The 26,579-nt window shown below is 68.2% G+C and carries 20 protein-coding genes and 7 pseudogenes; 12 read left to right on the forward strand and 15 right to left on the reverse strand.

The genetic code is table 11. The features are described from left to right. Window positions 1-74 precede the first annotated feature (74 nt). On the reverse strand, window positions 75-929 hold the full coding sequence (locus tag ACZ5VD_RS37840; RefSeq protein ID WP_468554955.1) for a slipin family protein: 855 nt from the start codon (window positions 927-929) through the stop codon (window positions 75-77). Between the two features lie 361 nt (window positions 930-1,290). Between ACZ5VD_RS37840 and ACZ5VD_RS37845 the strand changes: the two genes are divergently transcribed. Both ACZ5VD_RS37845 and ACZ5VD_RS37850 read left to right on the forward strand, forming a co-directional pair. Beyond that, entirely contained in the window at window positions 1,291-1,749 is a 459-nt protein-coding gene (locus ACZ5VD_RS37845) for a universal stress protein (RefSeq protein WP_468554956.1), read from the forward strand. A gap of 147 nt (window positions 1,750-1,896) precedes the next feature. Continuing rightward, a complete protein-coding gene (locus ACZ5VD_RS37850) occupies window positions 1,897-4,719 on the forward strand; it encodes a cation-translocating P-type ATPase (protein ID WP_468554957.1) in 2,823 nt (940 codons plus the stop codon). Between the two features lie 82 nt (window positions 4,720-4,801). Here ACZ5VD_RS37850 and ACZ5VD_RS37855 read toward each other — a convergent pair whose 3' ends face one another. Together ACZ5VD_RS37855 and ACZ5VD_RS37860 are read right to left on the reverse strand one after the other, a co-directional pair. Continuing rightward, window positions 4,802-5,317, reverse strand: coding sequence for a transposase family protein (locus tag ACZ5VD_RS37855; protein WP_468554958.1), 516 nt, complete (start codon window positions 5,315-5,317; stop codon window positions 4,802-4,804). Between the two features lie 274 nt (window positions 5,318-5,591). Further along, complete coding sequence (locus ACZ5VD_RS37860) at window positions 5,592-8,471, reverse strand: ATP-binding protein (RefSeq protein ID WP_468554959.1); 2,880 nt, start codon at window positions 8,469-8,471, stop codon at window positions 5,592-5,594. A 194-nt stretch (window positions 8,472-8,665) separates the two neighbouring features. On the opposite strand from ACZ5VD_RS37860, the gene ACZ5VD_RS37865 reads away from it, so the two are divergent. Continuing rightward, a complete protein-coding gene (locus tag ACZ5VD_RS37865; RefSeq protein WP_468685012.1) occupies window positions 8,666-10,180 on the forward strand; it encodes a helix-turn-helix domain-containing protein in 1,515 nt (504 codons plus the stop codon). A 68-nt stretch (window positions 10,181-10,248) separates the two neighbouring features. Here the strand turns inward: ACZ5VD_RS37865 and ACZ5VD_RS37870 are convergent, their stop codons facing one another. Beyond that, entirely contained in the window at window positions 10,249-10,782 is a 534-nt protein-coding gene (locus tag ACZ5VD_RS37870; protein WP_468554961.1) for a hypothetical protein, read from the reverse strand. Between the two features lie 292 nt (window positions 10,783-11,074). On the opposite strand from ACZ5VD_RS37870, the pseudogene ACZ5VD_RS37875 reads away from it, so the two are divergent. Beyond that, window positions 11,075-11,670 (forward strand): annotated as a pseudogene (locus tag ACZ5VD_RS37875) (transposase); the annotation flags it as partial. Window positions 11,671-12,017: 347 nt separating this feature from the next. Here the strand turns inward: ACZ5VD_RS37875 and ACZ5VD_RS37880 are convergent. Next, window positions 12,018-12,267 (reverse strand): annotated as a pseudogene (locus ACZ5VD_RS37880) (transposase); the annotation flags it as partial. 58 nt (window positions 12,268-12,325) lie between these two features. Here ACZ5VD_RS37880 and ACZ5VD_RS37885 point away from each other — a divergent pair. The 3 genes from ACZ5VD_RS37885 (at window position 12,326) to ACZ5VD_RS37895 (ending at window position 15,566) form a co-directional block, all read left to right on the forward strand. Then, window positions 12,326-12,508: a hypothetical protein gene (locus ACZ5VD_RS37885; RefSeq protein WP_468554962.1), complete on the forward strand. Its 183-nt coding sequence runs from the start codon at window positions 12,326-12,328 to the stop codon at window positions 12,506-12,508. Window positions 12,509-13,078: 570 nt separating this feature from the next. Beyond that, window positions 13,079-14,755, forward strand: coding sequence for a RecQ family ATP-dependent DNA helicase (locus tag ACZ5VD_RS37890; RefSeq protein WP_468554968.1), 1,677 nt, complete (start codon window positions 13,079-13,081; stop codon window positions 14,753-14,755). 49 nt (window positions 14,756-14,804) lie between these two features. Beyond that, window positions 14,805-15,566: a transposase family protein gene (locus tag ACZ5VD_RS37895; RefSeq protein ID WP_468554963.1), complete on the forward strand. Its 762-nt coding sequence runs from the start codon at window positions 14,805-14,807 to the stop codon at window positions 15,564-15,566. A gap of 58 nt (window positions 15,567-15,624) precedes the next feature. On the opposite strand, the gene ACZ5VD_RS37900 is transcribed toward ACZ5VD_RS37895, so the two are convergent. From ACZ5VD_RS37900 to ACZ5VD_RS37910, 3 genes are read right to left on the reverse strand one after another with little or no spacing between them, the layout of a single operon-like run. Then, window positions 15,625-16,803 (reverse strand): cytochrome P450 family protein, encoded by a 1,179-nt coding sequence (locus tag ACZ5VD_RS37900; protein WP_468554964.1) that lies wholly within the window; start codon window positions 16,801-16,803, stop codon window positions 15,625-15,627. A 4-nt stretch (window positions 16,804-16,807) separates the two neighbouring features. After that, on the reverse strand, window positions 16,808-17,215 hold the full coding sequence (locus ACZ5VD_RS37905) for a DUF6545 domain-containing protein (RefSeq protein WP_468685014.1): 408 nt from the start codon (window positions 17,213-17,215) through the stop codon (window positions 16,808-16,810). Continuing rightward, the gene (locus tag ACZ5VD_RS37910) at window positions 17,178-17,687 is read right to left on the reverse strand and encodes a hypothetical protein (RefSeq protein WP_468554970.1); all 510 of its coding nucleotides are present in this window, start codon (window positions 17,685-17,687) and stop codon (window positions 17,178-17,180) included. Before ACZ5VD_RS37910 ends, ACZ5VD_RS37905 begins: the two co-directional genes overlap by 38 nt. On the opposite strand from ACZ5VD_RS37910, the pseudogene ACZ5VD_RS37915 reads away from it, so the two are divergent. Next, window positions 17,611-18,189: pseudogene (locus ACZ5VD_RS37915) on the forward strand (transposase); the annotation flags it as partial. The gene ACZ5VD_RS37910 and the pseudogene ACZ5VD_RS37915 sit on opposite strands and share 77 nt — an antisense overlap. Before the next feature lie 22 nt (window positions 18,190-18,211). Here the strand turns inward: ACZ5VD_RS37915 and ACZ5VD_RS37920 are convergent. Together ACZ5VD_RS37920 and ACZ5VD_RS37925 are read right to left on the reverse strand one after the other, a co-directional pair. Continuing rightward, window positions 18,212-18,919 carry a hypothetical protein gene (locus ACZ5VD_RS37920; protein WP_468685015.1) on the reverse strand — a complete coding sequence of 236 codons (708 nt, stop codon included), beginning with the start codon at window positions 18,917-18,919 and terminating at the stop codon, window positions 18,212-18,214. 461 nt (window positions 18,920-19,380) lie between these two features. Then, entirely contained in the window at window positions 19,381-19,503 is a 123-nt protein-coding gene (locus ACZ5VD_RS37925) for a hypothetical protein (protein ID WP_468554883.1), read from the reverse strand. A gap of 283 nt (window positions 19,504-19,786) precedes the next feature. Here ACZ5VD_RS37925 and ACZ5VD_RS37930 point away from each other — a divergent pair, with 283 nt between their 5' ends. Together ACZ5VD_RS37930 and ACZ5VD_RS37935 are read left to right on the forward strand one after the other, a co-directional pair. Next, the gene (locus ACZ5VD_RS37930) at window positions 19,787-20,728 is read left to right on the forward strand and encodes a LysR family transcriptional regulator (protein ID WP_468554884.1); all 942 of its coding nucleotides are present in this window, start codon (window positions 19,787-19,789) and stop codon (window positions 20,726-20,728) included. A 270-nt stretch (window positions 20,729-20,998) separates the two neighbouring features. After that, window positions 20,999-21,235 (forward strand): annotated as a pseudogene (locus ACZ5VD_RS37935) (helix-turn-helix domain-containing protein); the annotation flags it as partial. 148 nt (window positions 21,236-21,383) lie between these two features. Here the strand turns inward: ACZ5VD_RS37935 and ACZ5VD_RS37940 are convergent. From ACZ5VD_RS37940 to ACZ5VD_RS37950, 3 genes and pseudogenes are all read right to left on the reverse strand, one after another. Continuing rightward, on the reverse strand, window positions 21,384-22,238 hold the full coding sequence (locus tag ACZ5VD_RS37940) for a hypothetical protein (protein WP_468685016.1): 855 nt from the start codon (window positions 22,236-22,238) through the stop codon (window positions 21,384-21,386). Between the two features lie 52 nt (window positions 22,239-22,290). Beyond that, a pseudogene (locus tag ACZ5VD_RS37945) lies at window positions 22,291-22,389 on the reverse strand (IS5/IS1182 family transposase); the annotation flags it as partial. A 304-nt stretch (window positions 22,390-22,693) separates the two neighbouring features. Beyond that, a complete protein-coding gene (locus ACZ5VD_RS37950) occupies window positions 22,694-23,830 on the reverse strand; it encodes an amidohydrolase family protein (protein ID WP_468685018.1) in 1,137 nt (378 codons plus the stop codon). A gap of 475 nt (window positions 23,831-24,305) precedes the next feature. Between ACZ5VD_RS37950 and ACZ5VD_RS37955 the strand changes: the two genes are divergently transcribed. Further along, complete coding sequence (locus ACZ5VD_RS37955) at window positions 24,306-24,590, forward strand: transposase (RefSeq protein WP_468554887.1); 285 nt, start codon at window positions 24,306-24,308, stop codon at window positions 24,588-24,590. Here the strand turns inward: ACZ5VD_RS37955 and ACZ5VD_RS37960 are convergent. Next, window positions 24,547-24,924, reverse strand: a pseudogene (locus ACZ5VD_RS37960) (transposase); the annotation flags it as partial. The gene ACZ5VD_RS37955 and the pseudogene ACZ5VD_RS37960 sit on opposite strands and share 44 nt — an antisense overlap. 184 nt (window positions 24,925-25,108) lie before the next feature. On the opposite strand from ACZ5VD_RS37960, the pseudogene ACZ5VD_RS37965 reads away from it, so the two are divergent. Continuing rightward, a pseudogene (locus tag ACZ5VD_RS37965) lies at window positions 25,109-25,800 on the forward strand (transposase). 22 nt (window positions 25,801-25,822) lie between these two features. Here ACZ5VD_RS37965 and ACZ5VD_RS37970 read toward each other — a convergent pair. Further along, window positions 25,823-26,236, reverse strand: coding sequence for a hypothetical protein (locus ACZ5VD_RS37970; protein WP_468554888.1), 414 nt, complete (start codon window positions 26,234-26,236; stop codon window positions 25,823-25,825). Window positions 26,237-26,579 lie beyond the last annotated feature (343 nt).

Genomic DNA, 26,579 nt, shown 5'->3' on the forward strand with positions numbered 1-26,579 from the left:
CCAGGACGTCTGATCACCAGCGTAGCCCCATTCAGCCCAGGCACAAGGTCCCACCACCACGGTGACGCGGATGATCAGACGGCCGCGGTTGCCCCGTTCAGTTCCGGGTCCGGGCTGGCCGTCACGCCGTCGGCGGGCGGCGGTGTCGCGGAGCCAGCTGCCGCCGTCTCGCGGGCGAGGAAGGAGCCGAGTTCGCCGATGGTGCTCATCAGCGGGGCGGGGAAGACCACGGTGGTGTTCTTGTCCACGCCGATCTCCACCAGGCTCTGGAGGTTGCGGAGTTGGAGTGCGAGGGGGTGGTTCATCATGATGTCCGACGCGTCTCCGAGGGCCGCTGCGGCCAGCGACTCGCCCTCGGCGTTGATGATCTTCGCCCGCTTCTCGCGCTCCGCCTCGGCCTGACGGGCCATCGCCCGCTTCATGCTGTCGGGCAGCTGGATGTCCTTGAGCTCGACCAGGGTGACCTCGACGCCCCACTCGACGGTGGCGACGTCGAGGATCTCGCGGATGTCCAGGTTGATGCGGTCGGTCTCCGAGAGCGTCTCGTCGAGGGTGTGCTGGCCGACGACCTTGCGCAGGGTGGTCTGGGCGATCTGGTTGATCGCCGCGTGCACGTTCTCGATCGCGATGACCGACTTCACGGCGTCCACGACGCGGAAGTAGGCGACCGCCGACACGTCGACACTCACGTTGTCGCGCGTGATGATGCCCTGAGACTGGATGGGCATCGTGACGATCCGCAGTGAGACCCGGTGCAGGACATCGACGAACGGAATGATGAACCGCAGCCCCGGTTCCCGTGATCCGACGAGCCGCCCGAACCTGAACAGCACCCCTTGCTCGTACTGCTTGACGACCTTGATGGCCATGGCGATCGTCACGACGACCGACAGGGCCACTATGACGATCAGGAAAACGAGTAGTTCCATGGTGCTGCTCCTCAGAGCGAATGGCCTGCGGTGGCGGGCCCGGCCGGGCTCCGCAGTTCATGCCGAGCTCCGAGCGTGGCTGGCTGCCTGCGGCGCAGCCAGAGGCCAACCGGTCCCCGATCGTGTTCGCCTCGGCCTGGATGCGGGTGGGCCGTACGGGGAGGGCCATGCGGCCCTGGAGGTGGGGCCGGTTGGCCGGCCACGGGTGCGGCGAGGGTGCGTAGCGTGAAGCTGTCCGTCCGGTGTCCCGGTGACGGCCGGCGCGTACGCATCCGTACCTCCATCGAAATCCGGGGGCGAGCCCGCGCTGCCCGTCGCGCACGCCGGCTCTGTTCGGAACCGACCGGCAGGAGAGCGCCCCATGTCCCAGCACACCGATGAGAAGCCCTGGCCGATCGTTGTGGGGGTCGACGGCTCGCCCTGCTCACAGACAGCACTGAGGTGGGCACTGGCGCAGGCCAGGTCGACCGGCAGCGCCGTTGAGGCGGTCGCCGCCTGGCAGAACCCGGAGGTGTACGGCTACAGCTACGGCTGGGTCCCGTCGATGCCCGACGGAGGCGAGTTCGCCAAGGCCGCCGAACGAGCCGTGGAGGAAACCGTGGCCACGGTGCGCGACCAGCTGGACGACCCGGCCGAGGTGGCGATCCGCGTGGCCGAGGGCCATCCCGTGGAGGTACTGATGGACGCGGGCCGCAACGCGCAGCTTCTGGTCCTGGGCAGCCGGGGCCACGGCACCTTCACCGGCATCCTCCTCGGCTCGGTCAGCCAGCACTGCGTGCAGCACGCACCCTGCCCGGTCGTCGTCGTCCCCCAACCGTGACCCGCGCGGCGCGAAGTCCGCCGGCCGAGGACCAGGACGAAGACCAGGACAACAACCCACCGCTCGTGGCGCGTTGGCCCTGACAGGCAACGACTTCAAGGCGTCTCCGCACCATCCCCCGCATGTTCCTTCCGGGAAGGGCCCTTCATGACCCGGTCATCGCACACCGATGAGCGAGAAGCCCACCCGCCCGGTGAGCCCGACAATGCGGAGGAGGCCGACGAGCGGCGGCAGCCGGCGGAACTCTTCCGTGACCTGCGCACCTCCCCCTCGGGCCTCACCAGCCGGGAGGCTTCCCGCAGGCAACTGGTCTACGGCCCGAACGTGCTGACCCGGTCCGGCGGCAGGCGCTGGCCGGGCGAACTGCTCTCCCAGTTCACCCAGCCCCTGGCCATCCTGCTGGCCCTCGCCGCCGTCCTGGCATGGGCCGGAGGAACACCGGCACTCTCGGTCGCCGTTGTGGCCGTGATCCTCCTGAACGCCGGATTCGCCTTCGTCCAGGAGATGCAGGCCGAGCGGGCCGTGGAGGCACTGGCCGCGTTCCTGCCACCCACCGCCAGGGTCGTACGCGACGAGGTGCGGTGCGAGATCGCGGCCAAGGACCTCGTACCCGGCGACATCCTCGTCGTCTCCGAGGGCGACCGGGTCTGCGCCGACGCACGGATCATCGAGGGCACTCTCACGCTGGACCTGTCCTCACTGACCGGCGAATCGCTTCCCGTGACCCGCTCCCCCGATCCGTCCGACGAGACCGGCTCCCTGCTGGAGGCACACGAACTCGTCTTCAGCGGCACCACCTGCATCGGCGGCGAGGCAGAAGCGGTAGTGACCCGGACGGGCATGCACACCGAGCTGGGCCGCATCGCCGCGTTGTCCCAGCGCGTGCATACGGAACGCAGCCCCCTGGAGACGCAGGTGCGGCGGGCCACCTGGATCATCGCCGTCGTCGCCGTCGCGATCGGCGCGGCCTTCCTTCCCATCGGAGTCGCCGCAGGGCTGGGCTGGAGCGCGGCCATCGGCTTCTCCATCGGACTGATCGTCGCCAACGTCCCCGAAGGGCTGCTGCCGACCATCACCCTGGCCCTCGCCGCGGGAGTACGGGAACTCGCGGCCGGCGGAGCCGTCGTCAAACGCCTCTCGGGAGTCGAGACCCTGGGATCGACGACCGTGATCTGCACGGACAAGACCGGCACCCTCACCGAGAACAGGATGCGGGTCACCCGGCTGTGGCTGGCGGGCGGAGAGATGGACGCGGACCGGGCCGTTCACGAGCCGCGGGCGGCGCTCCTCGCGGCGAGCGCCGCCGCCTGCACCACCGCGGAGGCACCCACACCGGCACAGCCTCAGGGCAGCGGCGATCCCACCGAACTCGCGATGCTCCGCCTCGCCGAGGACCTCGGCGTCGCCGTCGAGCCCTCCCGGCGCAAGGCCGACCGCCGCACGATCTTCCCCTTCGACGCCCACCTGAAGCGCATGTCCACCGTGAACGACGAAGCGGGCGCCACCACGGTCCACACCAACGGCGCCCCCGAAGCCGTCCTGCCCTACTGCACCCACCTCCTTGACCCGCAGGGAAAGAGCGTCGAGCTCGACGCCGCCGTGCGTGCAGCGCTGAGCACCACCATCGACGGCTACGCGGCTTCCGGACTACGGGTGCTCGCCATCGCCCACCATGTCCTGGACGACGGGCAGCAGGCGCCGGCAGAGCGGTCGGCAGCGGAATCCGACCTCGCCCTGATCGGCCTGGTCGCCATGGCGGACCCCGCACGTGACGGCGTCGCCGAAGCCGTCAGGGACGCGCACCTGGCCGGAATCCGTATCCACGTCATCACCGGCGACTACGGACTCACCGCAGCGGAAATAGCCCGCCAGGTCGGCATCGGCCACGTCGGCAGCCCGGTCCTCGCAGGCGACGTACTGGACCGGATGAGCGACAAGGACCTCGACGAGCTGCTCTCGCGACGCCAGGAGATCGTCTTCGCCCGCACCTCACCAGAGGCCAAACTGCGTATCTGCGAAGCCCTGCGGGCGCGGGGCGAGGTGGTGGCGATGACCGGGGACGGCGTCAACGACGCTCCCGCCCTGCGCCACGCCGACATCGGTGTCGCCATGGGCAGATCGGGAACGGACGTGGCCCGCGAGGCAGCCACGATGGTGCTCACCGACGACAACTTCGCCACCATCGTCTCCGCGGTCGACGCGGGGCGACGCGTCTTCGACAACGTCCGCAAGTTCGTGCTCTACATCTTCGCCCACGCGGTGCCCGAGGTCGTCCCCTTCCTCGTCTTCGCACTCTCCGGCGGTCACATCCCGCTGCCGCTGACCGTCCTGCAGATCCTGGCGATCGACCTCGGCACCGAAACGCTGCCCGCGCTCGCACTGGGACGCGAGCCCGCCGAGCCCGGACTCATGTCTTGCCCGCCTCGATCACGCAAGACGGGAGTCATCAACCGGGCCCTCCTCTTCCGCGCATGGGCGTTCCTGGGCACCATCTCGGCGGCCCTGGTCATGGGCGGCTTCCTCTACACCCTCTGGCACGCCGGCTGGAGCCCAGGAGACCCCACAGGCAGCGGCACCCCTCTGCACCAGGCATATCTGGAAGCGACGACCATCACGTTCGTCGGCATCGTCGCCTGCCAGATCGGCACCGCGTTCGCCGCCCGCACCGACCGCGCCTCCCTGTTCACCGTCGGCATCTGGACCAACCGCCTGCTCCTGTGGGGCATCGCCTTCGAGCTGGCCTTCACCACGGCAGTCGTCTACGCGCCGCCCCTCCAGCACATCTTCGGCACAGCAGCCCTCAGCCCCGCTCAGCTCGCGATCGTCGCCCCGTTCCCGCTCATCGTCTGGGGAGCCGACGAAGTCCTCCGCCGGGCCCGCCGCCATCGCGACGCAAGCAAGGACGCGACGCCCGACACGTCCGTGACCTCACTTCTCACAGAGGGGCGTACGGCAGAACAGGCAGGGTGAGCAACGGCACCAGTGAAGGTCTGACTCGCGTCGGCCCTCGCCAGGTCGGACACGTGCCGGCGCCGCGTGCCGGAGGCCGGGGTCACTGTCGCGGGAACTCCTCCTCGGGCAGCGGACCGGCCTCCGACACGACACCGACGGCACGGCCGTCACCTTTTGTTTCTTTGTCGCTTCGGCTCGCGGGCGCGCTCAGACCCGGCCGTCGGCACCGTACAGGTCGATTGGAGGTCCTGCCGTCGAGGGCGGCCAGGAGGCGGGTGAGGGTGGCCTTTGACGGGGCGCGGCGACGTGCGGGCAGGTGGCGGCGGATGCCGAGTTCTTCCCGTACCCCGTTGCTGGCGCGCTGTCCCCACTCGGTGATTTCGGTGATGGTCCGGGCGCCGGAGACGACTGCGCAGGCGCAGATCAGCAGCAGGCCGACCAGGGGATACCACCGCCCGCGACGCGAACGCGGGTCGGGTACGCGCTGGAGGTGGGCGCGCAGGCGGCCGGTGTCGTGCTGTTGGGGGGCCTGGCGGCGCTGCTCCAGGGTCTGCCGCCCGAGGTGCTGCGTCGGATGCGGCTTCTGGTGCGGCCCGACACCGTGCTGCGTTGGCACCGCGACATAGTCGCCCGCCTCGACCTACATAAGCGACCGACTCGGCGGCCTCCTTCACGAGTACCAGCCTGCTGCGTGACCAGGCCGGATGAGGTTTCCGGCAAGGTCAGGGCTGACGGGCGGCCCACCCCGGCCGTCGTCGTCGGCATCCGTATGAGGTCGGCCGTCAGCCTCGGGTCGGCATCACTCCGGGCAGTACGTCACTGATGCGCCAAGCATCTCGGACACGCACACCGCACGCACGTCTGCACACCAACAAGCCCCCCTCCAAGCGTCAGACGTGGGAGTCCGGCGGGGCGGTGTGGACGTCCTTCCTTGACCTGCCGAGCTTGGTCAGCACCCGGGCCACGTGTTTCTCGACGGTGCGCGGGGACAGGAACAGGGTCTCGGCGATGTCCTGGTTGGTGGCGCCGCCGGACAGCAACTCGGCGACCTCCACTTCCCGGGGCGACAGCTCGCTCCCGTAGCCGCGCCGGCCACGGCGCCCCACCGGCGCCACGCCGAGTTCACGCAGGCGGTGCTGGCAGCGCGCGGCGTCACCGGTCGCACCCAGGTCGGTGTAGCCCCGCAGGGCCTCGGCCAGGTGTCCGGCCGCGTCCTCCGGTTCGGCGTATGTCAGGGCGTCGCCACGGTGTTCGGCGGCCTTGGCCACCTCGTAGGGGCGGCCGATCTCCTGCCACCTCCGCTGCGACTCGGCGAAGTGCTTGGCGGCTTTCACCCGCTCGGTGGTCGCCGTCGGTCCGGTGGCGCGGAGCAGCAGCAGCCCCCGGGCCAGTGCCAGTTCTGCCAGGGAAGCCGGCGCGTCCCGGTCGCGGACACCGGACTCGGCCTCCGTCACGAGTTGTTCGGCCGCCGTGTGATGCCCGCAGCCCAGCGCGGCCTCGACCGCGACGGGAAGCAGGCCGAAGGTCCGTGTCCAGGAACCGAGTCCACGCAACGTCGACAACGCCGGTTCGGCGGCCGCCCAGGCCGCCCGCGGGTCGTGCTGGGCGAGCCGGACAGCCGTGAGGGCGGCGGCGATCCCCATGGTGCTGTCCGCCGAGGTGCCTCCGTGCTCCGCGGCGGCGATGAAGTGGTCGAGGGCCCGGGAGTGCCGGCCCTGGGCGAGGGCCCGGTGTCCCTGGTAAAGCAGTCGGTCGACCTCGACCTGTCTCATATCGGGGTGAGCGCGTTCCAGGGCGGCGTACTCGCCGTCCAGGCCGGCCCAGCGGCAGACCAAATGGTCGACGCGCAGCTCCTGGGAGCGGACGAGGCACTCGAACGGCCGACCGTCCACGCCGTCGGCCAGGTCTCTCACCTCGAGCAGCAGGGCGCGGGCCCGCCGGTCGTGGCCGAGCTGGATGGCCGCGATGGTGAGGTTGTACAGGGCGAAAATGGCCTGTCTCAGCACCACGCCGTCAGCGCCGCGCCGCGGCAGCCGGTCCACCAAGGGCCAGACGGCGGGATCACCGTCCCTGGCCATCAACAGCAGTCGGACGTTCCTGACCGCCGCCCGGCTCGCCTCGTCGGTACCGTCCGCCACGGCCTGCTCGGCCCGGCCGAGCCATTTCCACCCGTTCACGGCGGCGCCGTCCAGGTCGTGCAGGGCCAGCGCGATCATCGCCTTCACCGCCTTGTGCGGGAGGGTGGCCAGCTCGTCGATGGCGTGTTCGAGCTCGCGGAAGCCGGCAGGGTCGCGGTCGATGTTGAGCATGGTCAGACCGAGTTCCATGCGGATCTCACCCCGGGTGGCCGCAGGCAGCCGCGGATCGGCCAGTACGGCGCGCAGCTCGCGGACGGTCGCCGCGTAGTCGATGCCGAAGTTGACGATCCGGGCGAGCGCGAGCGCGGCCCGGGAACGTCGCTCGGTGTCCGCCCCGGACTGGGCCAGGATCTGTTGCAGGAGCGTGCCCGCGGTGCCGGTGTCGCCCAGTGCGACGGCCTGTTCGGCGGCCTGCTCGGTGCGATCGAGCCAGCCCTGCCGGTCGCCGGCGGCGAGCGTGTGGTGCGCGATCTGCACCAGCGGCAGCGGGTCGTGCGTCTGGAGTTCGTCGATGGCACGCCGGTGCAGGCGGACCCGGCGCGGCCCGAGGATCTGCCGGTAGGCGACCTGCTGGGCCAGCACGTGGCGGAAGGCGTACCGGCCGGTGTCGGTCTCGCGCAGCACCGCCGCCCGCAGCGCCTCGATCAGCGCTTCCGCGGCCGTGTCGCCGTCCAGTCCCGCGACCTGGGCGAGCAGCGCCTCGGTGGCGGGCACCGCCAGTACGGCCGCCGCGACCACCACCGCCGCCCCGGCCTGTGACAGCGATGTCAGACGCTCGGTGACCGCTTCCCGCAGACCGCTGGGCACCGCGGCCCGCTCCAGCTCCCCGACATCGCGGCGGGCCTGGTCCCGGAGCGTGAGCAGGTCTTCCTCGGCGACCAGCGGCAGGCCCTCACTGCGGCGGTGGAGCACCGCGCACAGCTCGGGCGTGGCCTGTGCGCCGAGCGCGATGCCGGCCAGGTCGGCGATGTCCGTCCCGGTGAGCGGCGACAGCCGGATCACGGTGCCGTCCGCACCCGGCGGAGGCCGGTAGGCCGCGCCCAGGACGGGGGTCCCGGGCGGCAGGTCCTCGGCCCGATAGGTCACCACCAGCGCGAAGTGCTCGGGCAGGTCCCGGGCGAGCAGCAGAAGCAGCTCGCGGGTCGCGTCGTCGGCCCAGTGGAGGTCTTCGACCACCATCACCACCCGCCCGATCGAGGCGAGCACCGTGCGCACGGCCCGGATCAACTGGTGGCGTGCCGCACGCGGGTCACCCGGTTCGGGCGGTGCCGGTGGCAGGCGGTCGGCCAGGTCCGGCAGCAGCGGAGCCAGCGCGCCGGCCGTGGGCGGAAGACCGGTGTCCGGCAGCCACGGACCGACCTTGCCGAGCGCGTCCACCACCGGCCCGTAGGGCAGGGGCTCGCGCAGCGGGTGACAGAAACCGGTGACCACCCGCCAGCCCTCCGACCGCAGGATCGCGGTGGCCTCCTTCACCAGCCGGGACTTCCCCATGCCGGCGTCGCCCTCCACCATCACCACAGCTGGTGGCCGCCGAACGGCGTTGAGCAGCCGATCGAGTTCGTGGCGGCGTCCGACGAACGCGAAACCTCGTCCGAAGCCCGCAGCACCACACTGGTCAGCCGTCCCGGCCATCCCGTCACCGTCCTCCACGGACACTGCTGCCGTGCGCCAATACCCATCCTGGCGGCCGTACATACCCACTCTAAGCGGCCCCCATTGTTCCGTCCGGCCGGTACCGGCAGCGTCGGACATGCGCCCCCGGGCAACGTGCGTCCCGGCCGAGGCGCATCCCCGTGCAGGGCGCGTGCCCAGGCAGGGAAGGAAAGATGGGTCGTCCCGAGAAACCGCTGGATCCCGGCGAAGGTCCCGTTCAGCGCTTCGCGAGCGAACTGCGTGCGCTGCGGAGCGACGCCGGCAGCCCCACCTACCGTTCGATGGCGTGCCGTGCCCACTACTCCCCCACCGCGCTGGCCCAGGCCGCCGCGGGCGACCGGCTGCCGTCCCTGGCCGTGGTCGTGGCCTTCGCCCGGGCCTGTGGCGGGAATCCGGACGAATGGCAGCAACGGTGGTCGCGGGCCGCCGAGGAGTCGGCCGCGTTCCGGGACGACGACGTCGCCCTGTCGCCCTACCGGGGGCTGGAGCGGTTCGAGAGTGAGCAGCGGCACCTGTTCTTCGGGCGCGACCGTGTGGTGGACAGCCTGCTCGACCTCATACGCACGAAGCGGTTCGCCGCGCTGTCCGGACCGTCGGGCAGCGGGAAGTCCTCGCTGCTGCGCGCCGGCCTGCTGCCGGTCCTGCGAGATGCCGCGCGGTGCGCCGGACACCCGGTCACCGTCCACCTGATCACGCCGGGACCACGGCCGGCGACCACGTACGAGCAGCTGCTGTCGCCCGGCGCCGACGACCCGGAACGCTGGATCGTCGTCGACGAGTCCCACGAGCTGGGCACGCCGGTGCCGGACCTGGACGAGCGGCTGCGGTTCGTCGAGCTGCTGGTGGCCGCGCGGCGACCGGAATCGCGGCTGAGGGTGGTCCTCAACGTCAGGCCGGACTTCCTGTGGTGGTGCCCGCGTCGGACACCCTGGCTCGACGCACTGACCGACTGCACCGTGCGGATGCCGGGGATGACGTCGGCCGAGCTGCGCGAGGCGATCGTCCGCCCGGCGGCGGCGGCCGGGCTCGCCGTGGAACGTGATCTCACGGCCCGGCTGATCGACGACTTCCTCGGGCAGCCCACCATGCTGCCCATGCTCTCGAACGCGTTACTGCGCGTCTGGTGCCGCCGACGCGGCCGGGTGCTCACCCTGGCCGACTACGAGGAGACGGGCGGGGTGCGGGGCGCCCTCGCCACCACCGCGGAGGAAGTGCTCGACCGGCTGTGCGCCCGGCAGCGGCTCACCGCGCGCAGGGTGCTGCGCCGTTTTGTCGCCCCCGACGAGAACCGCTCCTACGTGCGCCGGCCGGTGCGGCCGTCCGAGCTGCGCGCGTTCGAGGACCGGGAGACGCGGCCGGTGCTGAACACGCTGGTCGGCGCCCGGCTCGTCACACTCGGCGAGAACTCCGCGGAGCTCACCCACGACGCCGTGATCAGCGAGTCTCCCAGGCTGCGTCGGTGGCTGGAGGAGGACCGCGAGCGCCTGCTGCACCACCGGTATCTGACCGAGGCGGCGGGAGCCTGGCAGGAGCTCGGTCACGACGAGTGCGACCTCTATCGCGGCAAGCGCCTCGCCATCGCGGAAAGCCTTTTCCTCAGCTGTCAGGAACCCGACGAGCTGACCGGTCTGGAACGCGAGTTCCTCACCGCTTCCCGCCACGCTCAGGGGCACCGCCACGCCGCGTGACCACAACGCGTAGACGCAGCTGAAGGGGGTGTGACCGCCGTGCGGCGGTCACACCCCCTTCGGACGTGCTAGCTCCGTCCCGCGTAGTGGAACGTCGAGTAGTGGTCGTCGGTCCAGAACAGGTCGCCGGTACCGATCGCCCTGACGATCCGGTTGGCGTCACGCCGGGGAACCTGGTCGTCCCGCTGACGGTCGTAGATGGTCGTGTTGTACTCCTGGAAGGTCCCTGTGTACCCATGGCTGGTGCTGGGGGCCGCCGGGCTGTTCATGAAGTTGATGAGGCCCTGGTCGCGGTCGAAGAACCGGCCGCCGGTGAAGATGAAGTCGGAGTGGGTAACCCCGTTGCTGTCAGTCCAGTGGGCCGCCTCGATCCACTCCCGGTCACCGAGGTTGCGCCAGTTCGGCCATCCCATATTCTCCCAGAAGTCGATGCCCAAATCCATGTTGCTCGGCGGATTCTGGGTGTGCTGGGAACTACCCGAGACCGGCGCCGGCTGCGCGGAGGCGACACCCGGGGCGGCGACACCTATTCCCAGGGCGAGCGTGGAGGCGACGAAGCCCACGGCGAACGCACGCCTGCTCTTGACAACGAGTTTCTTCATGCTGATCGGACTCTCTTTTCACTTGCCGTTCCGCCGTGTTCGGCGGCTTACGGCAAATCCTCACATCCGAGCAATTGTCCAGCTATCCCCTGCCGATTGGTGTGGACAACCTCCTGCCCGACACTGCGAGACAGTCGACACACGCACGGCACGAAAGACCCCTGCGGAAGTAGTACCGCCCCCCCAATGCCGTCTTCCTCGGCCCCGCAATGGGGTTCCCGGCCTCCGGGCCCGGCATGACTGCTCCCCCCTGTTGATCATGATCTGGGGGTGGTGTCACCGGTGCCGGGCGCTGACAGACCGCTCCTCCTGGGCAGCCGCCGACGGCACCCTCCCGATCGTCGAGGGAACGGTGATCCGCCTGGACATCGACCACCTGCCCAGCGGAGCAACACCGAAGCCGGTCTGGTTGTGGTGGTCAGACACCGATGCCACCCCGGCGGACGCCGACCGTCTCTGGCAGACATACCTGCGACGCTTCGACATCGAGCACACCTTCCGCCTGTTCAAGCAGACCCTGGGCTGGACCTCCCCGAAGATCCGCACTCCCGAGGCAGCCGACCGATGGACCTGGCTGATCCTCGCTGCCTACACCCCGCTTCGGCTCGCCCGCCCACTCACAGCCGACCGGCGCCGCCCTTGGGAGAAACCCAGTTCCCCGGACAGGCTCACCCCCGCCCGAGTCCGCCGCGACTTCCGGCGCATCCGCCCACAAGCGGTCTGCCCAGCCCAAGCACCGAAACCTCCCCGTCCGGGCCCGGACGGCCGCCGGGCCAAGAGAACACCCGGCCCACTCCCCGCCACGACGTGCACACACCCCGCAGGACACAACCTGCGAAACAGCGGACGAAGAAGTCAACTACCCCACGACCACGCCGCACTGGTTAAAGATCAAGCTAGGGTGGTGCTGTGGGCAAGGATGCAGTGCCCAGACTGCGTCTGGTCGTCGTCTCGGTCGACGGGGGCGGGCCGAGGTTGTGTCGGGAGTGCGGTGGGCCGTTGATGCCGACGGCGAAGCCGGCGGCGGTGTTCTGCAAGGCGGCCTGCCACTCCAGGCACTGGCGGCGGATGCCTCGGGCCAAGGCTCGGACCAAGGCGGTGAAGGCTGGCGTGACGGCCTCCGCAGAGCACGAGCGGCAACGCGGCCCGACAGACACGGGGTCATGTCTCGGACTCCCACCAACACCCCTCTGCCGAGCACTCATTGAAATACGGACCCCGACGGTGCCGGTCTACTGGCGCCGCACCCCGACGGTGTGCGTGCCCTTCTTCACGTCCCCGGTCTCGTCGACGACCAGGACCGCATCTGGGCCGTGCAGATGCTCCACCACGCACTCCCGTACGTCATCGCGTACCGCATCGGCATCCCACTTGGCCCGGCCCAGCAGATGCTGCATGCCATCAGGACTCGCCTCCCCCACCCACTCGGCGATCGTCCGTCCAGCAGTCCTTCCGCGGCAGGACCGCCGGCAGCCCGCGCACCACCGCCCTCCCACCATCCGCCCAGGGACTGCGCGCCCAGCGGAGGGTCCCCGCCGACGGCGTGGTGATGGTCGGTGGCCAGCGGCTACGAATCGGCCGCAGCCACTTTGAGAAGACCGTCGCCGTCCTCATCGAGGACACCGTCTTCCGCGTCCTGGACAGCGACGTCGAACTGTCCACGCACGCCCGGACCAGCGACAAACCGATCACTCGCTTCAAAGCGGTCGCCCGCACAAAGAAGTGACAGCCTGTCCAATATGCACCGGTGACGTCCAGCATCCCGTGGAACCAGATCGTCCAAGATCTCGCGGGACCTCACACCCTCACTCGACCAATACATCACCGCGAGCAGCACCCCGGGACGAAACACACCTGTACACGCTGGCCTCCGGACCTGCAGCTAGAACCCGTGCGGCACAGTGTGCGAGGGATACCTGCCACCCTCACACACCGCCGGGCCCGGCGCGCCCGTCCTGCGCCGCAACTCCTCGACCGCGCCCCTCTCGCACGAGCCCCGCCTCTCCTACCAGCCCCGCGCCAGGGCGACAAGCCGTTCCCGGGCGGTCTCCGCAAGCCGCAGACGGGCCTCCTTGCGTCGCGCAGATGGGCAAGGACGTGCTGGCCGTGCCCGGCAACACGGTCGAGGCAAAAGCCCCTCAAGGCAGTCGTGACGCTCGCGGGCCTACCGCGACCGTGCCGTCGCAGTCCGCGCCTGGCGACCGGACTGCTTCGGGCCGGGGCGGGCACTAGACCCACCACCGCCCGTCCGGTTCCGCCCCGGTCGCGCGCAACCGCTTCGGGAGTCCCTTTGCCGATCAGCCTGTTCGCCGCCCGCCGTCTCCGCAGAGCCGCGCGGGTGGCCTTCGGATGGGACGAGTTGCGTCCCGGCCAGCTCACCGCGATGAAAGCGGTCATGCGCCGCAGGGACGCCATGGTCGTGATGCCGACCGGCTCGGGCAAATCGGCGGTGTACCAGGTGCCGGGCATGCTGCTCCCCGGTCCGACGCTCGTCGTGTCACCGTTGATCGCTCTCCAGCGGGACCAGATCGCCGGACTGCTGCGAAGCAGCGGCCAGAGAGCCGTCGCCGTCAACTCGTCGATGTCCAGGGCGCAGAACGAGCAGGCATGGGAGAGCGTGAGCGACCAGACGGCCCGGTTTCTCTTCCTCGCCCCAGAACAGCTCGCCAAGCAGGACGTGCTGGAGCGACTGGCCGCGCTGAGGCCATCTCTCTTCGTCGTGGACGAGGCGCAGTGCGTGTCCTCCTGGGGCCACGACTTCCGGCCGGACTACCTCAGGCTCCGGCAGGCCGCCGAGAGCATCGGGCGCCCTCCCATCCTCGCCCTCACCGCCAGCGCCGCCGCACCGGTACGAGCCGACATCGTCGAACAGCTCGGCATGCACAAGGCCCACGAAGTGGTGGCCGGGTTCGACCGGCCCAACATCCGCCTGGAGGTCACCCACTTCCTGGACAACGCGGCCAAGCGGCGCGCCGTGGTAGAGCGAGCTGCGGCCGAGCCCAAGCCGGGCATCGTCTACGTCGCCACCCGCAAGGACGCCGATGCGTACGCCGCCGAGCTGAGCGAACTCGGCCTGAGCGCCGCCGCCTACCACGCGGGCAGCCGGTCGGCCGACCGCAGCGCGGTCCACGACCACTTCCTCGGCGGCGAGCTGGACGTGGTGGTAGCCACCTCGGCATTCGGCATGGGCATCGACAAGCCCGACGTACGGTTCGTGCTGCACGCCTCCGTGCCCGGGTCCCTCGACGCCTACTACCAGGAGATAGGCCGGGCGGGCAGGGACGGCGAGCCGTCCCGGGCCATCCTGCACTACCGCGTCGAGGACCTGGGCCTGCAGAAGTTCTTCTCCACCGGCCGCCCGGACGCGGACACCATCGCCGACGTCTCCCGCCTCGTACGAGAGCGTGCGACCCCGGTGACACCCACGGAACTCCAGGAGGAGACCGGCCTGTCAGCCGGCCGGCTGACCGCCGTCCTCAACCTCCTGGAGAGTGCCGGAGCCCTCACCACGGAACACGGAAAGGTGGCCCCGGTCCCCGGGGCCGATGCGGAGGAAACCGCCACGCGGGCAGTGGAGTTGGGCCTCGCACACGAGAGCATGGAACGCTCCCGGGTTGACATGATGCGCGGCCTGGCCGAGACCACCGGCTGCCGACGGCGTTTCCTGCTCGGCTACTTCGGCGAGCGCCTCAACTCCCCCTGCGGCAACTGCGACCGATGCGAACAGCGGCCCACCGGCGCCGAAGCCGCAGACAGCGCCGCCCCCGGACTGTCCCGCCCCCAGACCGCCTCACCCACACGCCACGACCACCCGTTTACGCCCGGCACCACGGTCCACCACCCACAGTGGGGGGACGGCGAGGTCCTCAGCGAGGAGGAGAACCGGATCACCGTCCTGTTCACCTCGGTCGGCTACCGAACCCTGTCACTGCCAGTGATCCTGGAGAAGAACCTGCTCACAGCCACTACTTAAAGGGTGTTGCACAAGGCCGTGAACTGGGCATCTCCGGTGTACGGCAGGGGTGTTGAGGGCCGAACGGGTGTGGGTGGAGACATTCACCGGGCTGCGCGTGACGCAGTTCGCGCGTCTGTTGAAAGTGGTGCGGGAGCGGGGCGGCAACGGCACCCTGCGGGACCGGCCATGGTCGCTGCCGCTGGCCGAGCGGGTGCTGGTGGTCGCGGTGTACTACCGCACCAATCTGACGATGCGGCAGCCGGGCCCGCTGTTCGGTGTCTCCTCCTCCACCGTGTGCCGGGTCATCCAACGACTGGGACCGCTGCTCGCGATCGAGCCCGTCTCCCGCCCGGCCGAGGCCCCGGAACGCATGTGGATCGTGGACGGCACGCTGATCCCGCTCCGCGACCGGTCGGTGGCCGCATCCAGCCGCAACTACCGGTTCTCGGCGAACGTGCAGGCCGTCGTGGACGCGGACACGCGGCTGGTGATCGCGGCAGCACGACCGGTGCCGGGCACGACGGCGGACGCCCACGCCTGGCGTGCGTCCGGGCTGAGCCGACACTGTGAGGGCGTGACAGTGCTCGGCGACGGCGCCTACCTCAACTGCGGCATGGCGGTACCGCACCGCAAACGGCCCGGACGGGCTCTGCTCCCGGGCGAGGAGGACGACAACGCCGCCCACCGCAAGGTCCGCGCCCGCGTCGAACACGTCATCGGCCGCCTGAAGAACTACAAGATCCTCCGCGACTGCCGACAGCACGGCGACGGCCTCCATCACGCGGTCCAAGCCGTCGCCCACATGCACAACCTCGCCCTCGCATCATGACCAGAAGACTGTGCTCACACACTCTGGCCTGCACGAACACGGCCTTGTGCAACACCCTTTAGGTAAGAATGGGAAGCGCGGTCAGCCCACGCACCAGGCGAGTATGCCGCCACCGCAATTGATCAGGTGGGACCGCAAGCCGGAGGCCGGGGCAGCGGCTCAGAATCGCACGTAGGGCGATGTCGGCTTCGGCCTTGGCCAGCGGAGCACCAACGCAGCGGTGGATGCCGTGGCCGAAGCTGAGATGGCCGGCGGCATCCCGATCCGGGTCGAGCTGGTCCGGCGACGGGAACCGCTCCGGATCGCGGTTGGCCGCTCCAAGAGCGACCAGTACAGGGACTCCGGCAGGGATCTCGGTGCCGCCGAGCGTGACGGCTTCCGTGGCGTACCGAAAGGTGGCCGTGCTGACGGGTGAGTCGAAACGAAGCAGCTCGTCCAGCGCGGATGGGACGTTCTCGGGGTTGCTGCGCAGGCGCTCCAGCTCGGCAGGGTGTTGGAGCAGGGCCAGAATGGCGTTGCCGAGAAAGTTGGTGGTGGTCTCGTGCCCGGCGATGAGCAGCAGCACCGCCAGGGAGATCAGCTCCTCCTCGCTGAGGTGGTCGCTTCCGTCGCGTGCGGAGATCAGGCGGTCGAGGAGTGAGTCACCGGGCTGTAGTCGCTTGGAAGCGATGAGGCTGGTCACGTACTCGGCCATGGCGTGCGAGGCCGCGTCGATGAGGCTGGGCTTCCCGGCGGCGAACAGCTCTCCGGACCAGCGCTGGACATCGGGCCGGTCGGCCTGCGGTACCCCCAGCAACTCGCAGATAACGATGACCGGCAGCGGTACCGCCAGAGCAGCGATGAGGTCCACCTGCCCGCCGACAGGCCACTGATCCAACAGCGCGTCGGTGGCCTGGGCAATGAATGGGCGCAGCTCTGCGACGGCGGCCGTCGTGAACGCCCTGGTCACCAGTCTGCGCAGGCGGGTGTGCTGAGGTGGATCGCTGGCCAGCATGTTGTGCGCCACCGCAGGGTGCAAGCGGCGTCGCGACTCCTTGCCGGCGAAGAAGGCAGCCGTGTTCTTCGAGAGCCGTGGGTCGCCGAGTGCCTGCCGGGCCTCCGCGTACCCGGTGACCAGGTAACTGCTGTGTCCACCTGAGCCGGTGGGAACGGTTTGCACCGGGCACGCGGACCGCATGACCGCGTAGGCCGGGTAGGGGTCGTGCAGAAATCGAGGTTCCTCGGTGGGGTCGTTCATGCTGTCAGGCTCCAGCTGCTTCCGGTTGACCGCCGCCGGCGACACGCACAGTCTCGTGGTGCGCGTAGGCGTCGGCGTCGGCGATTAGGAGAAGCCGGTGCGTCTCCGCACGGAGGTCTCTCGCACGGGAAGCGGTGTCTGTCGCCGAGGGCACGGCGACCTCGGCGGCGGGATGGCCGGTCTGCAAAGCGGTCAGTGCCGCCTTGACGGCCGTAGCTTCGACGATCGCGGCGCCCTGTTCTGTCCCGGCGTCGACAGCCCGCTGGACGGTTTCGTGCAAGCTGCGGGAGCGGTACGGGCGCAGGGCGAGTATGCCGTCGCTGATCTCGATGACACGCCGCTGGAGGAGGAAGTCGGAGTCGCTCGCTGTGTCCTCATCGAGGTCTGCGGCCGGCAGGACGATCTCCGGCATCACGGCCGACAGCCTGCCACAGAGGGCCGAGCACGTCGAAGGACCGCACGTCCCAGCGATGGCGACGGGCTTGACCGATCGGATAGACCACTGCGGGCAGCGTGAGGCCGAGGCAGATCAGCAGGACCACGATCGCCGGGGAATTCACGCTGAAGACGCACGGTCCGGAGACCAGAGAGGAGCACCGCGCGTGGTCGGGTACGAGCTGAAGGCCCAGACCGAGAGAGAAGAGGACCGTGACCTTGTACGCCGCGTAGACCAGCGCGAACACGCAGCCGGTGGCTGATAGCTGCAGGCCAATCCGAACGCTGTTTCTGCGGGTCGACTTCGACTGCCGCAGGGCTTGCCGCAGGAAGTCGACGATGGCGAAGCCCAGGTAGGAGATGAAGAGCGAGTTGGTGCGCCAGCAGGAGAACAAGACCCGCCACCCCTCGGCCTGCGTGATCGACTCCCAGAGCGTGAAGACCTCCACCTCCGTCACCGCCAGGACGCAGGGCATCGACGCGGGCAAGAAGATCGTGGGCCGCAAGCGCAACATCATCACCGACACCCTCGGCATGCTGCTCGCCGTGCTCGTCACCGCGGCCAGCGTCCAGGACTCCACCGCCGGCCGCACCCTCCTGGAGCAGACCGCAGCCGATCACCCCACCCTGCGCAAGGTCTGGGTCGACTGCGGCTACCGCAAGCACTTCGTCGAGCATGCCGCCGCTCTCGGCATCGACCTCGAAATCACCCAACGCGCTCCTGAGAGCAGGGGATTCACCCCGATTCCGAAACGGTGGGCGGTCGAGCGGACCTACGGCTGGTTGATGCTCCACCGGCGCCTGGCACGCGACTACGAAACCCACCCGCACCGTTCCGAAGCCATGATCCACCTCGCCATGACCGACCTCATGGTCCGCCGCCTCACCGGCGAGAACACCGTCTCCTGGCGTGACCCGACATCACCGGAGCACATTTGTATCCCGGGATGAAACAACGGGGGAAAACGACCTCTTACGAGACGCCGCAGTCCTGGAGGTCGCCGGTGGGCTCGCGTATGTCGTTGTCCCAGATGTAGCCGACGGTGTTGGCCCACTGAACCCCGTTGCGTCCCGGGCGCTCGATGCCCAGCACCATCCGCCTGCCGCTGCTGTCGTTGATTTTGCAGAGCCCGGCAACATCGTCTCCGGTCCATGCGGTCCCGATCCGCGGAGTGCTCAGGCCGGGACCGGAATACATGCCGGTGTCGACCCTGGGGTGGACCGATCGGCCGTAACCGCCGCAGTTCGGGAGGTCGCCGGTGGGCTCGCGTATGTCGTTGTCCCAGATGTAGCCGACGGTGTTGGCCCACTGAACCCCGTTGCGTCCCGGGCGCTCGATGCCCAGCACCATCCACGCCCCCTGATTGTCCTGGACGTGGCAGATGCCGGCGACATTGTCGCCGGCCCACGCGGTCCCGATCCGCCCAGTGCTCAGGCCGGGACCGGAATACATGCCCGTGTCGACCCCGGGGTGGACCGACTTGCCGACACCGAGGACTCCCGCTGTCGATCGCGGCGCGTTCGCCGCGTGCTGGGTCACAGGCACCGCTGCTGCCGAGGTCCTGGCCATGTCCCTGCTGGTGGGCGTCTGCGGGCTGCTGGCAGCTGGCGCAGCAGTGGCGGTAAGCGCCACGACCGCGGTGACGGCGATGAGAACGGAAACAGGTCTTGCTGTTCGCATGGTTGTTCCTCTCGTCTTCTGCCGGGTTGCCGACCCCGACAAGGCGGTAATCACGTGTGGGGCGGGTGCCTTCCGGTGCTTGCAGCCCGCGTAGGCGGTTGGTCCTCGGCGTGGCACGACGGGGTCGCGTCTGCTCGCAGGGCTGTATGCGCGTCCCGCAGCAGTCCCGCAGCAGTATGTCCGCGGACGCCGGACGGACTCGTCTTGGGGGCCCGAGTAGGCCCGTCAGTTCCTCGCTCACCTCCCGTTCATCGGTGTCTCGTACGTTAGGAGCTCCCCTGCGCTGGAGGTTCAAGAGGCTGCGACTCAGAACACATGGAGCATTGGCGAGCCTGCCGAAATGACCGGTTTGCCCGTCAAGGCGATCCGCTACTACTCCAACATCCGAGGAGGGCTTTGCGCATTTGCTTCTCTTTGAGAGAGGGAGACTTGATCCAGCACTTCCGCTGGCGAGGGCCCCGTTACGGGGCGCCCGGCCCGCCGCCGCAGCAGGCGACGGTCTGGGTCTGGTCGGCGCTGGCGAAGGGTGCTACCGCGAGCACTGCGGCCAGTGCCACGAAGAGGCCGAGTACGGCTTTGCGCATCTGCTTCTCCTTGTTGAGGGGGAATGTTGTTCAGCGCTTCGGCTGGCGAGGGCCCTTTGTTAGAAGCGCCCGTGCCACCAGCCGGTGACAGTCCCCGGGCGTTGCCGGAGGTACCGGTCACCAGCCCTGCTCCGAGCTGGTGGACCGTCAGGCTGATCAGTGACGCCGTTGACTATCACATGGTCAGCACAGGAGTGTCATCGGACCAGGGGTACAGGATGCCTGGTCATCGATAACATGCTCATTATCACAGCAGGTTGGAGAGTGAGAGGAGGGCTTCCTTGTGGGGGTATCTGTATCGAAGGAACCGAGCGTTCATCAGCTTCGGCTCTTTCTCACACTGAGCGAGGAACTCCACTTCGGGCGTGCTGCCGCGCGCTTGTTCATCACTCAGCCGGCGCTGAGTCAGCAGATCAGGGAGCTGGAGAAACGCTTGGGGGTACGCGTGGTGGAGCGCACGAGCCGGATCACGCTCACCGAGGCAGGGCAAGTCCTGCTCCCCGAAGCCCGCGCGGCGGTCGCGGCGGTCGACCGGCTGCGGCGCGTAGCCGACGCGCAGTTGCGACAGGTCTCCGGACGACTCGTCGTGGGAACCATGGGAGCCGAGGCATCCATGACGCACACCCGTGCCGTACTCAGCCTCCTGCAAGACCGCCACCCGGGGACAACCGTGCGGCTGGTCAACCTCGCGTTCGGCGACCACCTGGCCGCGCTGGCACAGCAGGAGGCCGACGTGGTTTTCGTCCGTCCTCCGGTGACGGACGACATCGAACTGCACCACCTAGCCACCGAGCCACGCGTGGCCTGCCTCTCCACCGGGCATCCCCTGGCGATCCTGCCCCGGCTCACCCTGGCTCAGCTCTCCGGCGTTCCGGTGGTCGACATGCCTGAGCAGGTTCCGCGGCTGTGGTGGGACTTCTGGGCGGTCGATCCCCGCCCCGACGGCAGTCGCGTCCGCTATGGGCCGGTAGTCACCGACATGGAATCGTTGCTGCACACGGTGGCCTCCGGAGAGGCAATGTGCTTCCTGCCGAAGGCGGCCCGTGAGTACTTTCCACGCGCCGGCATCAGATACATCGACGTGGTCGATCTCACCCCCTCCACATCCGCTCTCGCCTGGCTGCGGCGAAGACGTGCCGAATCCACTATCAGAGCCATCCGGCACGCTGCCCAAGAAGCCACAAGCCGGGGTTACAGCGAAGCCACCGGGTCTACCACCCCATGACAGCCACACCCGCCACCGATACCGCTCCACAGCAGTGACACTGCCCTTCATGAACACCCGACCAACACAAACACCCTGACCTGATATGCCGTCACTGAGCGTTTTCAGAGTGGCCACCGATGGGGTGACAGCGGCGAGGGCGCAACGCACGAGGCACCCGTGCCGTTGAGGGAGGTGTTCGAATTCTCAACTCATCAGCGCAGGTGCCTCGTTGGTCTCTCCTATCCTGCCGCACTCGACCTGCCCCATGCGCTGGTCGAGTGGGTCACCATGCTCATCGTCACCCGCGAGGGTGACCGCCGTTGCCAGCTCCCGCCGCACCAATGCGCGCTCGTCGGTCTGGTGTACCTGCGCAAGCACGACACCCTGGCCCAGATCTCCGCCGGCTTCGGCATCTCGGTCGGCACCGCCCACGCCTACACCGCTGCGGTGATCGATCTCCTGGCCACCCGGGCGCCCGGTCTGCTCAAGGTCCTGCGCGAGCACGGACCGGAGTACGTCCTGCTGTCCCTGGGGTTGCAACAGCCGCCTGATGCCCAAAACGTGCAGGTCAGAGGGTGATCACTCCCTGAGCGGAGCAGACCCCGGCGTACAGCCCGACTCGTCTGCCGCCACCAGCGGCTTCGCCTCAAGAAGGGGCTCTGCGTCGTACCCGTCACCCTCGCCTCGCTCTTGATGCGGGCGTGACATCCGAAGGCTCTCTCCGGACCGACGGCGTGCTCTCGGGGCTGGTGTACACGCAGGTACCGAAGTCGCTCCACCCCGGCTGGAGCTCATCCCAGTCACCCTTGCCGTAGTAGCCGGTGTCGGCTTTGCTCAGGGTCACGCCGCCGTCCTTGTGACGGCCGATGTACTCCGCGTATCCTCCGTCGCCGGCAGACTGGAACACGTGCAGCTCGGCGCGCCCGTCCTGATCCTCGTCGGTCGCACGCACCGCGGCGACGAAAAACGAGACCTCAACGCGGATGGTGCCGCTCCGGCTGCCACTTAGGTCCCGGGCGAGCGGTCCGTAGCGCACCTCATGCACGAGCAGGTTGGAGCGGGGGCTGTCCCCGATGTCCTCTTGGCTGCGGAACAACGCCAGATCGAGATAGCCGTCGCCGTCGAAGTCGCCGAACGTGCCCCTGGTCTCCAGGTCCGACGTCAGCAGGCCACGGGCCTTCTGCCATACGCCGAGAGCCTCGCCGACACCGACCTCGATACGGTCATCGGCCCGGCTGAAGAGGACGGAACCCTTTCCCGAGCGGTCGGGGTCGTGTATCTCGTCCAGCTGCCCGTCCGCGTCCACGTCGGCGGTCAGGCTGGTGTTGTCGGTGTCGGAGCACACCACGGTCGGTGCGTGGTCACCGGGTTCGGGCCCGGAACAGAGGGCGAGCGTCGTGGCAACCGCGGCCAGAGCGGCTCCCGTGCCGATGACGAGCCGTCTTCGCCCGCGTGTGTACGGTCGTCTCAGCCTGGCGGTGAACACGCTGCCGACACTGCCCTGTTGTGGACTTGAGGGTTCCGCCATGGCGGGATTCTAATGTGCTGCGCCAGAAGTTGATCTTCGATGAGCGTTTTCGGCGCTGCCTCTCCAGGGTGAGGACGGCCTTGGCGATGGACGTCATGCGGCTGGGACTGATCCGGGACCTTCAAAAGATCCGCCAGGACTTCAACAGTGCCATGCTCAACGGCACGGGTACCTCGTGCGTTGCGCCCTCGCCGCTGTCACCCCATCGGTGGCCACTCTGAAAACGCTCACTGACACCCACCCACCGACACCACCCCGGCACATCGCAGCCATTTGTGCCCGGCACGCAAGCACGTGGAACGCGTGAACGGGGAGTTGCTCAAACTCGGGGCCTTTTTTGGACAACACCCGGAAAGAGCCGGGAGGTTGAGTCCGGAGCGCCGTGCGCAGTTGGCCGGCCTCGGTCTGGAGTGGGCGGCGCAGGAAGGTAGCGCGTGATGGCCGACGCTGGCGTATCACTTCACGGGCACTTTCATTCTGAACAGTTTCTCCGCATTTCGGAACGCAATCTTTTCCTTGTCTTCGCGTGGCAAATCGACTCCGCGGAACCAGTCGGTCTGCTCCTTCATGTCCGCGAACGGGTAGTCGGTTGCGAACATCACTCGATCCACGCTTATGTACTTCAGCAGGAGATCGAGCAGTTCGGTCTGGGGGAATGCGCTGGTTGTGACCCAGAAGTTGTCCTGGAAGTATTGCCCGATGGGCTTGTCGAGCGAGTCTTTGGTCGGCTCGCCCATGTCATTGACGATCCGCTCGTAGTAGAAGGGAAGGCCTTCGCCCATGTGGCCGATGATGATTTTCAGTTGGGGGAATCTGTCGAAAACCCCGTACGTGATCATCCGAATGCATTGGGTCAGCACCTCCTGGTGCCAGCCATATCCAGACCCACTGAAAATGTAGTCTTGGTACTCTTCCGTGTATTCAGATCGTGTGGTGCTGTAGTAGATCTTGAAGACCTCGTCAGCTGGATAGCCGGGATGCAGGTAGATCGGCACATCGAGAGCAACGGCACGTGCCAGCACAGGCTCGAAATCGGGATGATCGAGATACTTCTTCGCGATGTGTCCGTTGGTCAGTGTGCCCAAGAAGCCATCTTCCCGAACCGAGCGTTCCAGTTCGTCCGCCGCCGCCTCCGGGCTCTGCAAGGGTAAGGTGGCGAAAGCCTTGAAGCGGCCCGGATATTTGGCGATTGGCCCGTCTACAAGTTGCCGGTTAAGACGATGGGCAAGGTCGATACCCTTTCGCCCAGGGACATTTTGCACGGAGGGTGTATGAGCAGAGAGGATTTGAACGTTGAGTCCCCCCGCATCCATATCGCCGATGCGGCGTTGGCCTAGATCCGAAAGACCAATTTCCTCAAGGAACGCTATGTGATCCTGATTGATGGAGTTCAGCTTCAACAACGAGGGAGTCGAAAAGGTCTCCTCCGTGCCGATGAAGGGCAGGTCCTGGTCCCGCCGTAAAATGTCCGAAGTATTGTCCGAAGTCTCGTTCTCGCTCGCTTCCGAGACAATGGCGTGCGTGGACAAGCCGGCACCAATGCCAAGTGCCGTGCTGGCGGTGAGAAAGCCGCGGCGTCCCATGGGCTTCATGTCAGTCCCTCTCTTCAGGCGTTTGTGTGGTGAGGTATCCGTACGGCATCCGTCTGCGAGATGCTTCAGGGGGTCTTCGCGTCCTGCTCGCGCATCGCGGCAGCGCTCAGGTCGAGGAACCGCTCGCCGGTCCGCAGCGGCTGTGGTGGAGCTGACGACCGCCCGCGTGCGCGCTGTGAGGGCCGGCCGCGGCGGGCCCGCACTCTTGTCGGCGTGTGACCCCGCATGCGGCAACAGGGAACGCCGTCGCCAGCGCCCTGGTGGCCGTCTCGAACCGCAATCGGCCGGGCTGCGCTTTCCCCGATGGTGCTGCGTCGGCTGCCGTCACTAGCCTCCCGCATACGGGTTGCATCGCTTATCCGCATGCCTACTTCCTACCGAGCGAACCTGAGACGAACGTTAAAGAGCTGCTCACGCGCTCTGCTAAATGATCAGTTGTGGGAGCTTCTCGAGCCGTTGCTTCCGCCGTGGCCCGATGAAGGCGCCCGGTCCGCGACCGGTGCCGGATCGGCAGTGCCTGCAGGGCATCTTGTACGTGTTGCATACCGGGATCGGCTGGGAAGACCTTCCGCAGGAACTCGGCTTCAGGTCAGGCATGACGTGCTGGCGGCGGATCAAGCGGTGGATCAACGCCGGGGTGTTCGTCGATCTGCATCGGATCCTGCTTGCCCAACTCAACGCAGCAAACGAGATCGACTGGTCCCGGGCGGTGATCGACGGCAGCCACATCGACACGAAGAAAGGGGGTCCCGGACCTTGAGTTCACCCCCATTTCTAGCCCCCACGTGGGCGGAGTCGAGGACCACGCGCGAGACGTCGATGAGGCCGGCGTCATCGAGTCGGTGCAGCACCGCCTCGTGCGGCCGGTCCCACACCCCGGCCCGCGACCAGATCAGGAACCGGCGGTGCGCGGTCGGTTTCGATATCCCGAAACACAGCGGCAGACCACGCCAGGCACAACCGCTGACCAGCGCGTAGATGATCGCCGCGAACAGCGTCTCATCAGGCGTGTCCTGCGTTCCGCCGCGCCGTGGCCACACGTTCGACGGTGGGATCAGCGACTCGGCAATCTCCCACAAGCCGTCCGGAACAATTCAACTCCACGTACCCCGCCCCATGAACAACCCAGCGAGCGATCACCACATAGGACACCGTATTAGGTTAGTCAGAAACTCCACCGGCACGATCCGGACCGTGCCAGCACTGATACTGAACTTGATTGGGTGATGTCGGGATGTTTACCTGACGCCAGCCTGTCGGTTGCGGTAGCTGTGGGCTGTGAGGTACGCGCAGGGCGGCGGGCTGACCGACGCCGAGAGGCAGCGCGGGAGCGGATCCGGCTGCAGGCCGTGGAACGCTTCGAGGGCGGGGAGAAGAACCGGGGGATCGCTGCCGCGCTGCGGGTGAGCGAGCGGTCGTTCGAGGATGAGGCCGGCCAGTCGATGACGCCGCCGCGCTCTCGAACCTGGGGGCGGATCGGCCGGACCCCGGTCGTCCGGGTTCGCGGCCGGGGCTCCGGACGGGTGTCGATGGCGGGTATGACCTGCTACAAGCCGGGCGAGCGGTCCCGGCTGATCTACGCCATCCGCGAGTACCGCGGGCGCAAGGGCGAGCCGAAGGGCTTCGGCTGGCGGGACCTCCGCGACCTCTTGGTGCGTGCCCGCATCCAGCTCGGCGGACCGATCGTGCTGGTCAGGGACAACGTCCGCCTCCACCTGACCGCCGGGATGCGCGAGTTCATCGCCGCGAATGCCGCCTGGCTCACCGTGTTCCAGCTGCCCACTTACGCGCCGGACCTGAACCCGCAGGAGGGCATCTGGTCGCTGGCCAAGCGCGACATCGGCAACCTCGCCGCAGCCGACCTGGGCCAGATCACCAGGGCCGTGAAGCGCAGGCTCAAGCAGATCCAGTACCGCCCGGATAGCGTCGACGGCTGCCTTGCGGGCACCGGCCTCATCACGGACGACTGAGCGGCGCTGCGATGCAGAATCGTCAGTCGCCGTAGTACCGGTCGTAGGAGGCGGAGCGCTCCTCCACTGAGAAGCTCTCGAATTCACCGTCCGCCTCGAGCTCGCGCAGTCGATCCAGCGCCGCCGCCGCCGCAGGTGCACGGTTGGCCGAGAGGTGGGCCTTCGTCGCGTCGAGCCCGTGCCCAAGCAGGAATTCGATGTCGATCGAGCACGCTGCGTCGAAGCTGGCTTGCTTCGCACTCCAGACCAGGAGCACGTCATCGATGTCGCCGCTGTTGAACAGCTGGAAGCAGCAGAGCCTCATCAGCTCGGTGTCGCCCTCACCCTGGGCGCGTCGCTCACGCGCCGTGTGCTCTCTGAGGAGTGCGCGGACCTCGTCGAGATCCGCGCCGACGGGGCGAAGCCCGTAGCGGCGCAAGCTTTCCTTGACATCCACCGCTGGTCTCCTTGATCGTCCGGCCCGGCCCGTGGCCTATCGGCCCCGCCCATCGCCGTTCGGTCGGACGACGGCCCCTCTGCCGGTCACAGTATGCACACCGAGGGCCGTCCCATGTGGGTCGGCGGCCACCGGCGCAGGTGACCGATGGCCCACGCCACCCGACATCACCCAATCAAGTTGAGTAGCAACCCGACGATCTTCCCGAGAACCCCGGCAGCACCCGCGGTAGATGTGCTGGCCGACCATGATCAATCTCAGCGGAACTTTCTGTACGTCCCCTACTCACACCCGCAGAGTCCCGTAAGTTCACGCAATCTGAAGGGCCCTTGGTGGGAACTCA

It is taken from the genome of Streptomyces sp. NPDC032822, assembly GCF_055578825.1.

Coding starts and splice junctions, on each gene's coding strand:
- ACZ5VD_RS37840 (WP_468554955.1), bottom strand. CDS start 929: ATGGAACTACTCGTTTTCCTGATCGTCATAGTGGCCCTGTCGGTCGTC.
- ACZ5VD_RS37845 (WP_468554956.1), top strand. CDS start 1,291: ATGTCCCAGCACACCGATGAGAAGCCCTGGCCGATCGTTGTGGGGGTC.
- ACZ5VD_RS37850 (WP_468554957.1), top strand. CDS start 1,897: ATGACCCGGTCATCGCACACCGATGAGCGAGAAGCCCACCCGCCCGGT.
- ACZ5VD_RS37860 (WP_468554959.1), bottom strand. CDS start 8,471: ATGGCCGGGACGGCTGACCAGTGTGGTGCTGCGGGCTTCGGACGAGGT.
- ACZ5VD_RS37865 (WP_468685012.1), top strand. CDS start 8,666: ATGGGTCGTCCCGAGAAACCGCTGGATCCCGGCGAAGGTCCCGTTCAG.
- ACZ5VD_RS37870 (WP_468554961.1), bottom strand. CDS start 10,782: ATGAAGAAACTCGTTGTCAAGAGCAGGCGTGCGTTCGCCGTGGGCTTC.
- ACZ5VD_RS37900 (WP_468554964.1), bottom strand. CDS start 16,803: ATGAACGACCCCACCGAGGAACCTCGATTTCTGCACGACCCCTACCCG.
- ACZ5VD_RS37905 (WP_468685014.1), bottom strand. CDS start 17,215: ATGCCGGAGATCGTCCTGCCGGCCGCAGACCTCGATGAGGACACAGCG.
- ACZ5VD_RS37920 (WP_468685015.1), bottom strand. CDS start 18,919: ATGCGAACAGCAAGACCTGTTTCCGTTCTCATCGCCGTCACCGCGGTC.
- ACZ5VD_RS37925 (WP_468554883.1), bottom strand. CDS start 19,503: ATGCGCAAAGCCGTACTCGGCCTCTTCGTGGCACTGGCCGCAGTGCTC.
- ACZ5VD_RS37940 (WP_468685016.1), bottom strand. CDS start 22,238: ATGGCGGAACCCTCAAGTCCACAACAGGGCAGTGTCGGCAGCGTGTTC.
- ACZ5VD_RS37950 (WP_468685018.1), bottom strand. CDS start 23,830: ATGAAGCCCATGGGACGCCGCGGCTTTCTCACCGCCAGCACGGCACTT.
- ACZ5VD_RS37955 (WP_468554887.1), top strand. CDS start 24,306: ATGAAGGCGCCCGGTCCGCGACCGGTGCCGGATCGGCAGTGCCTGCAG.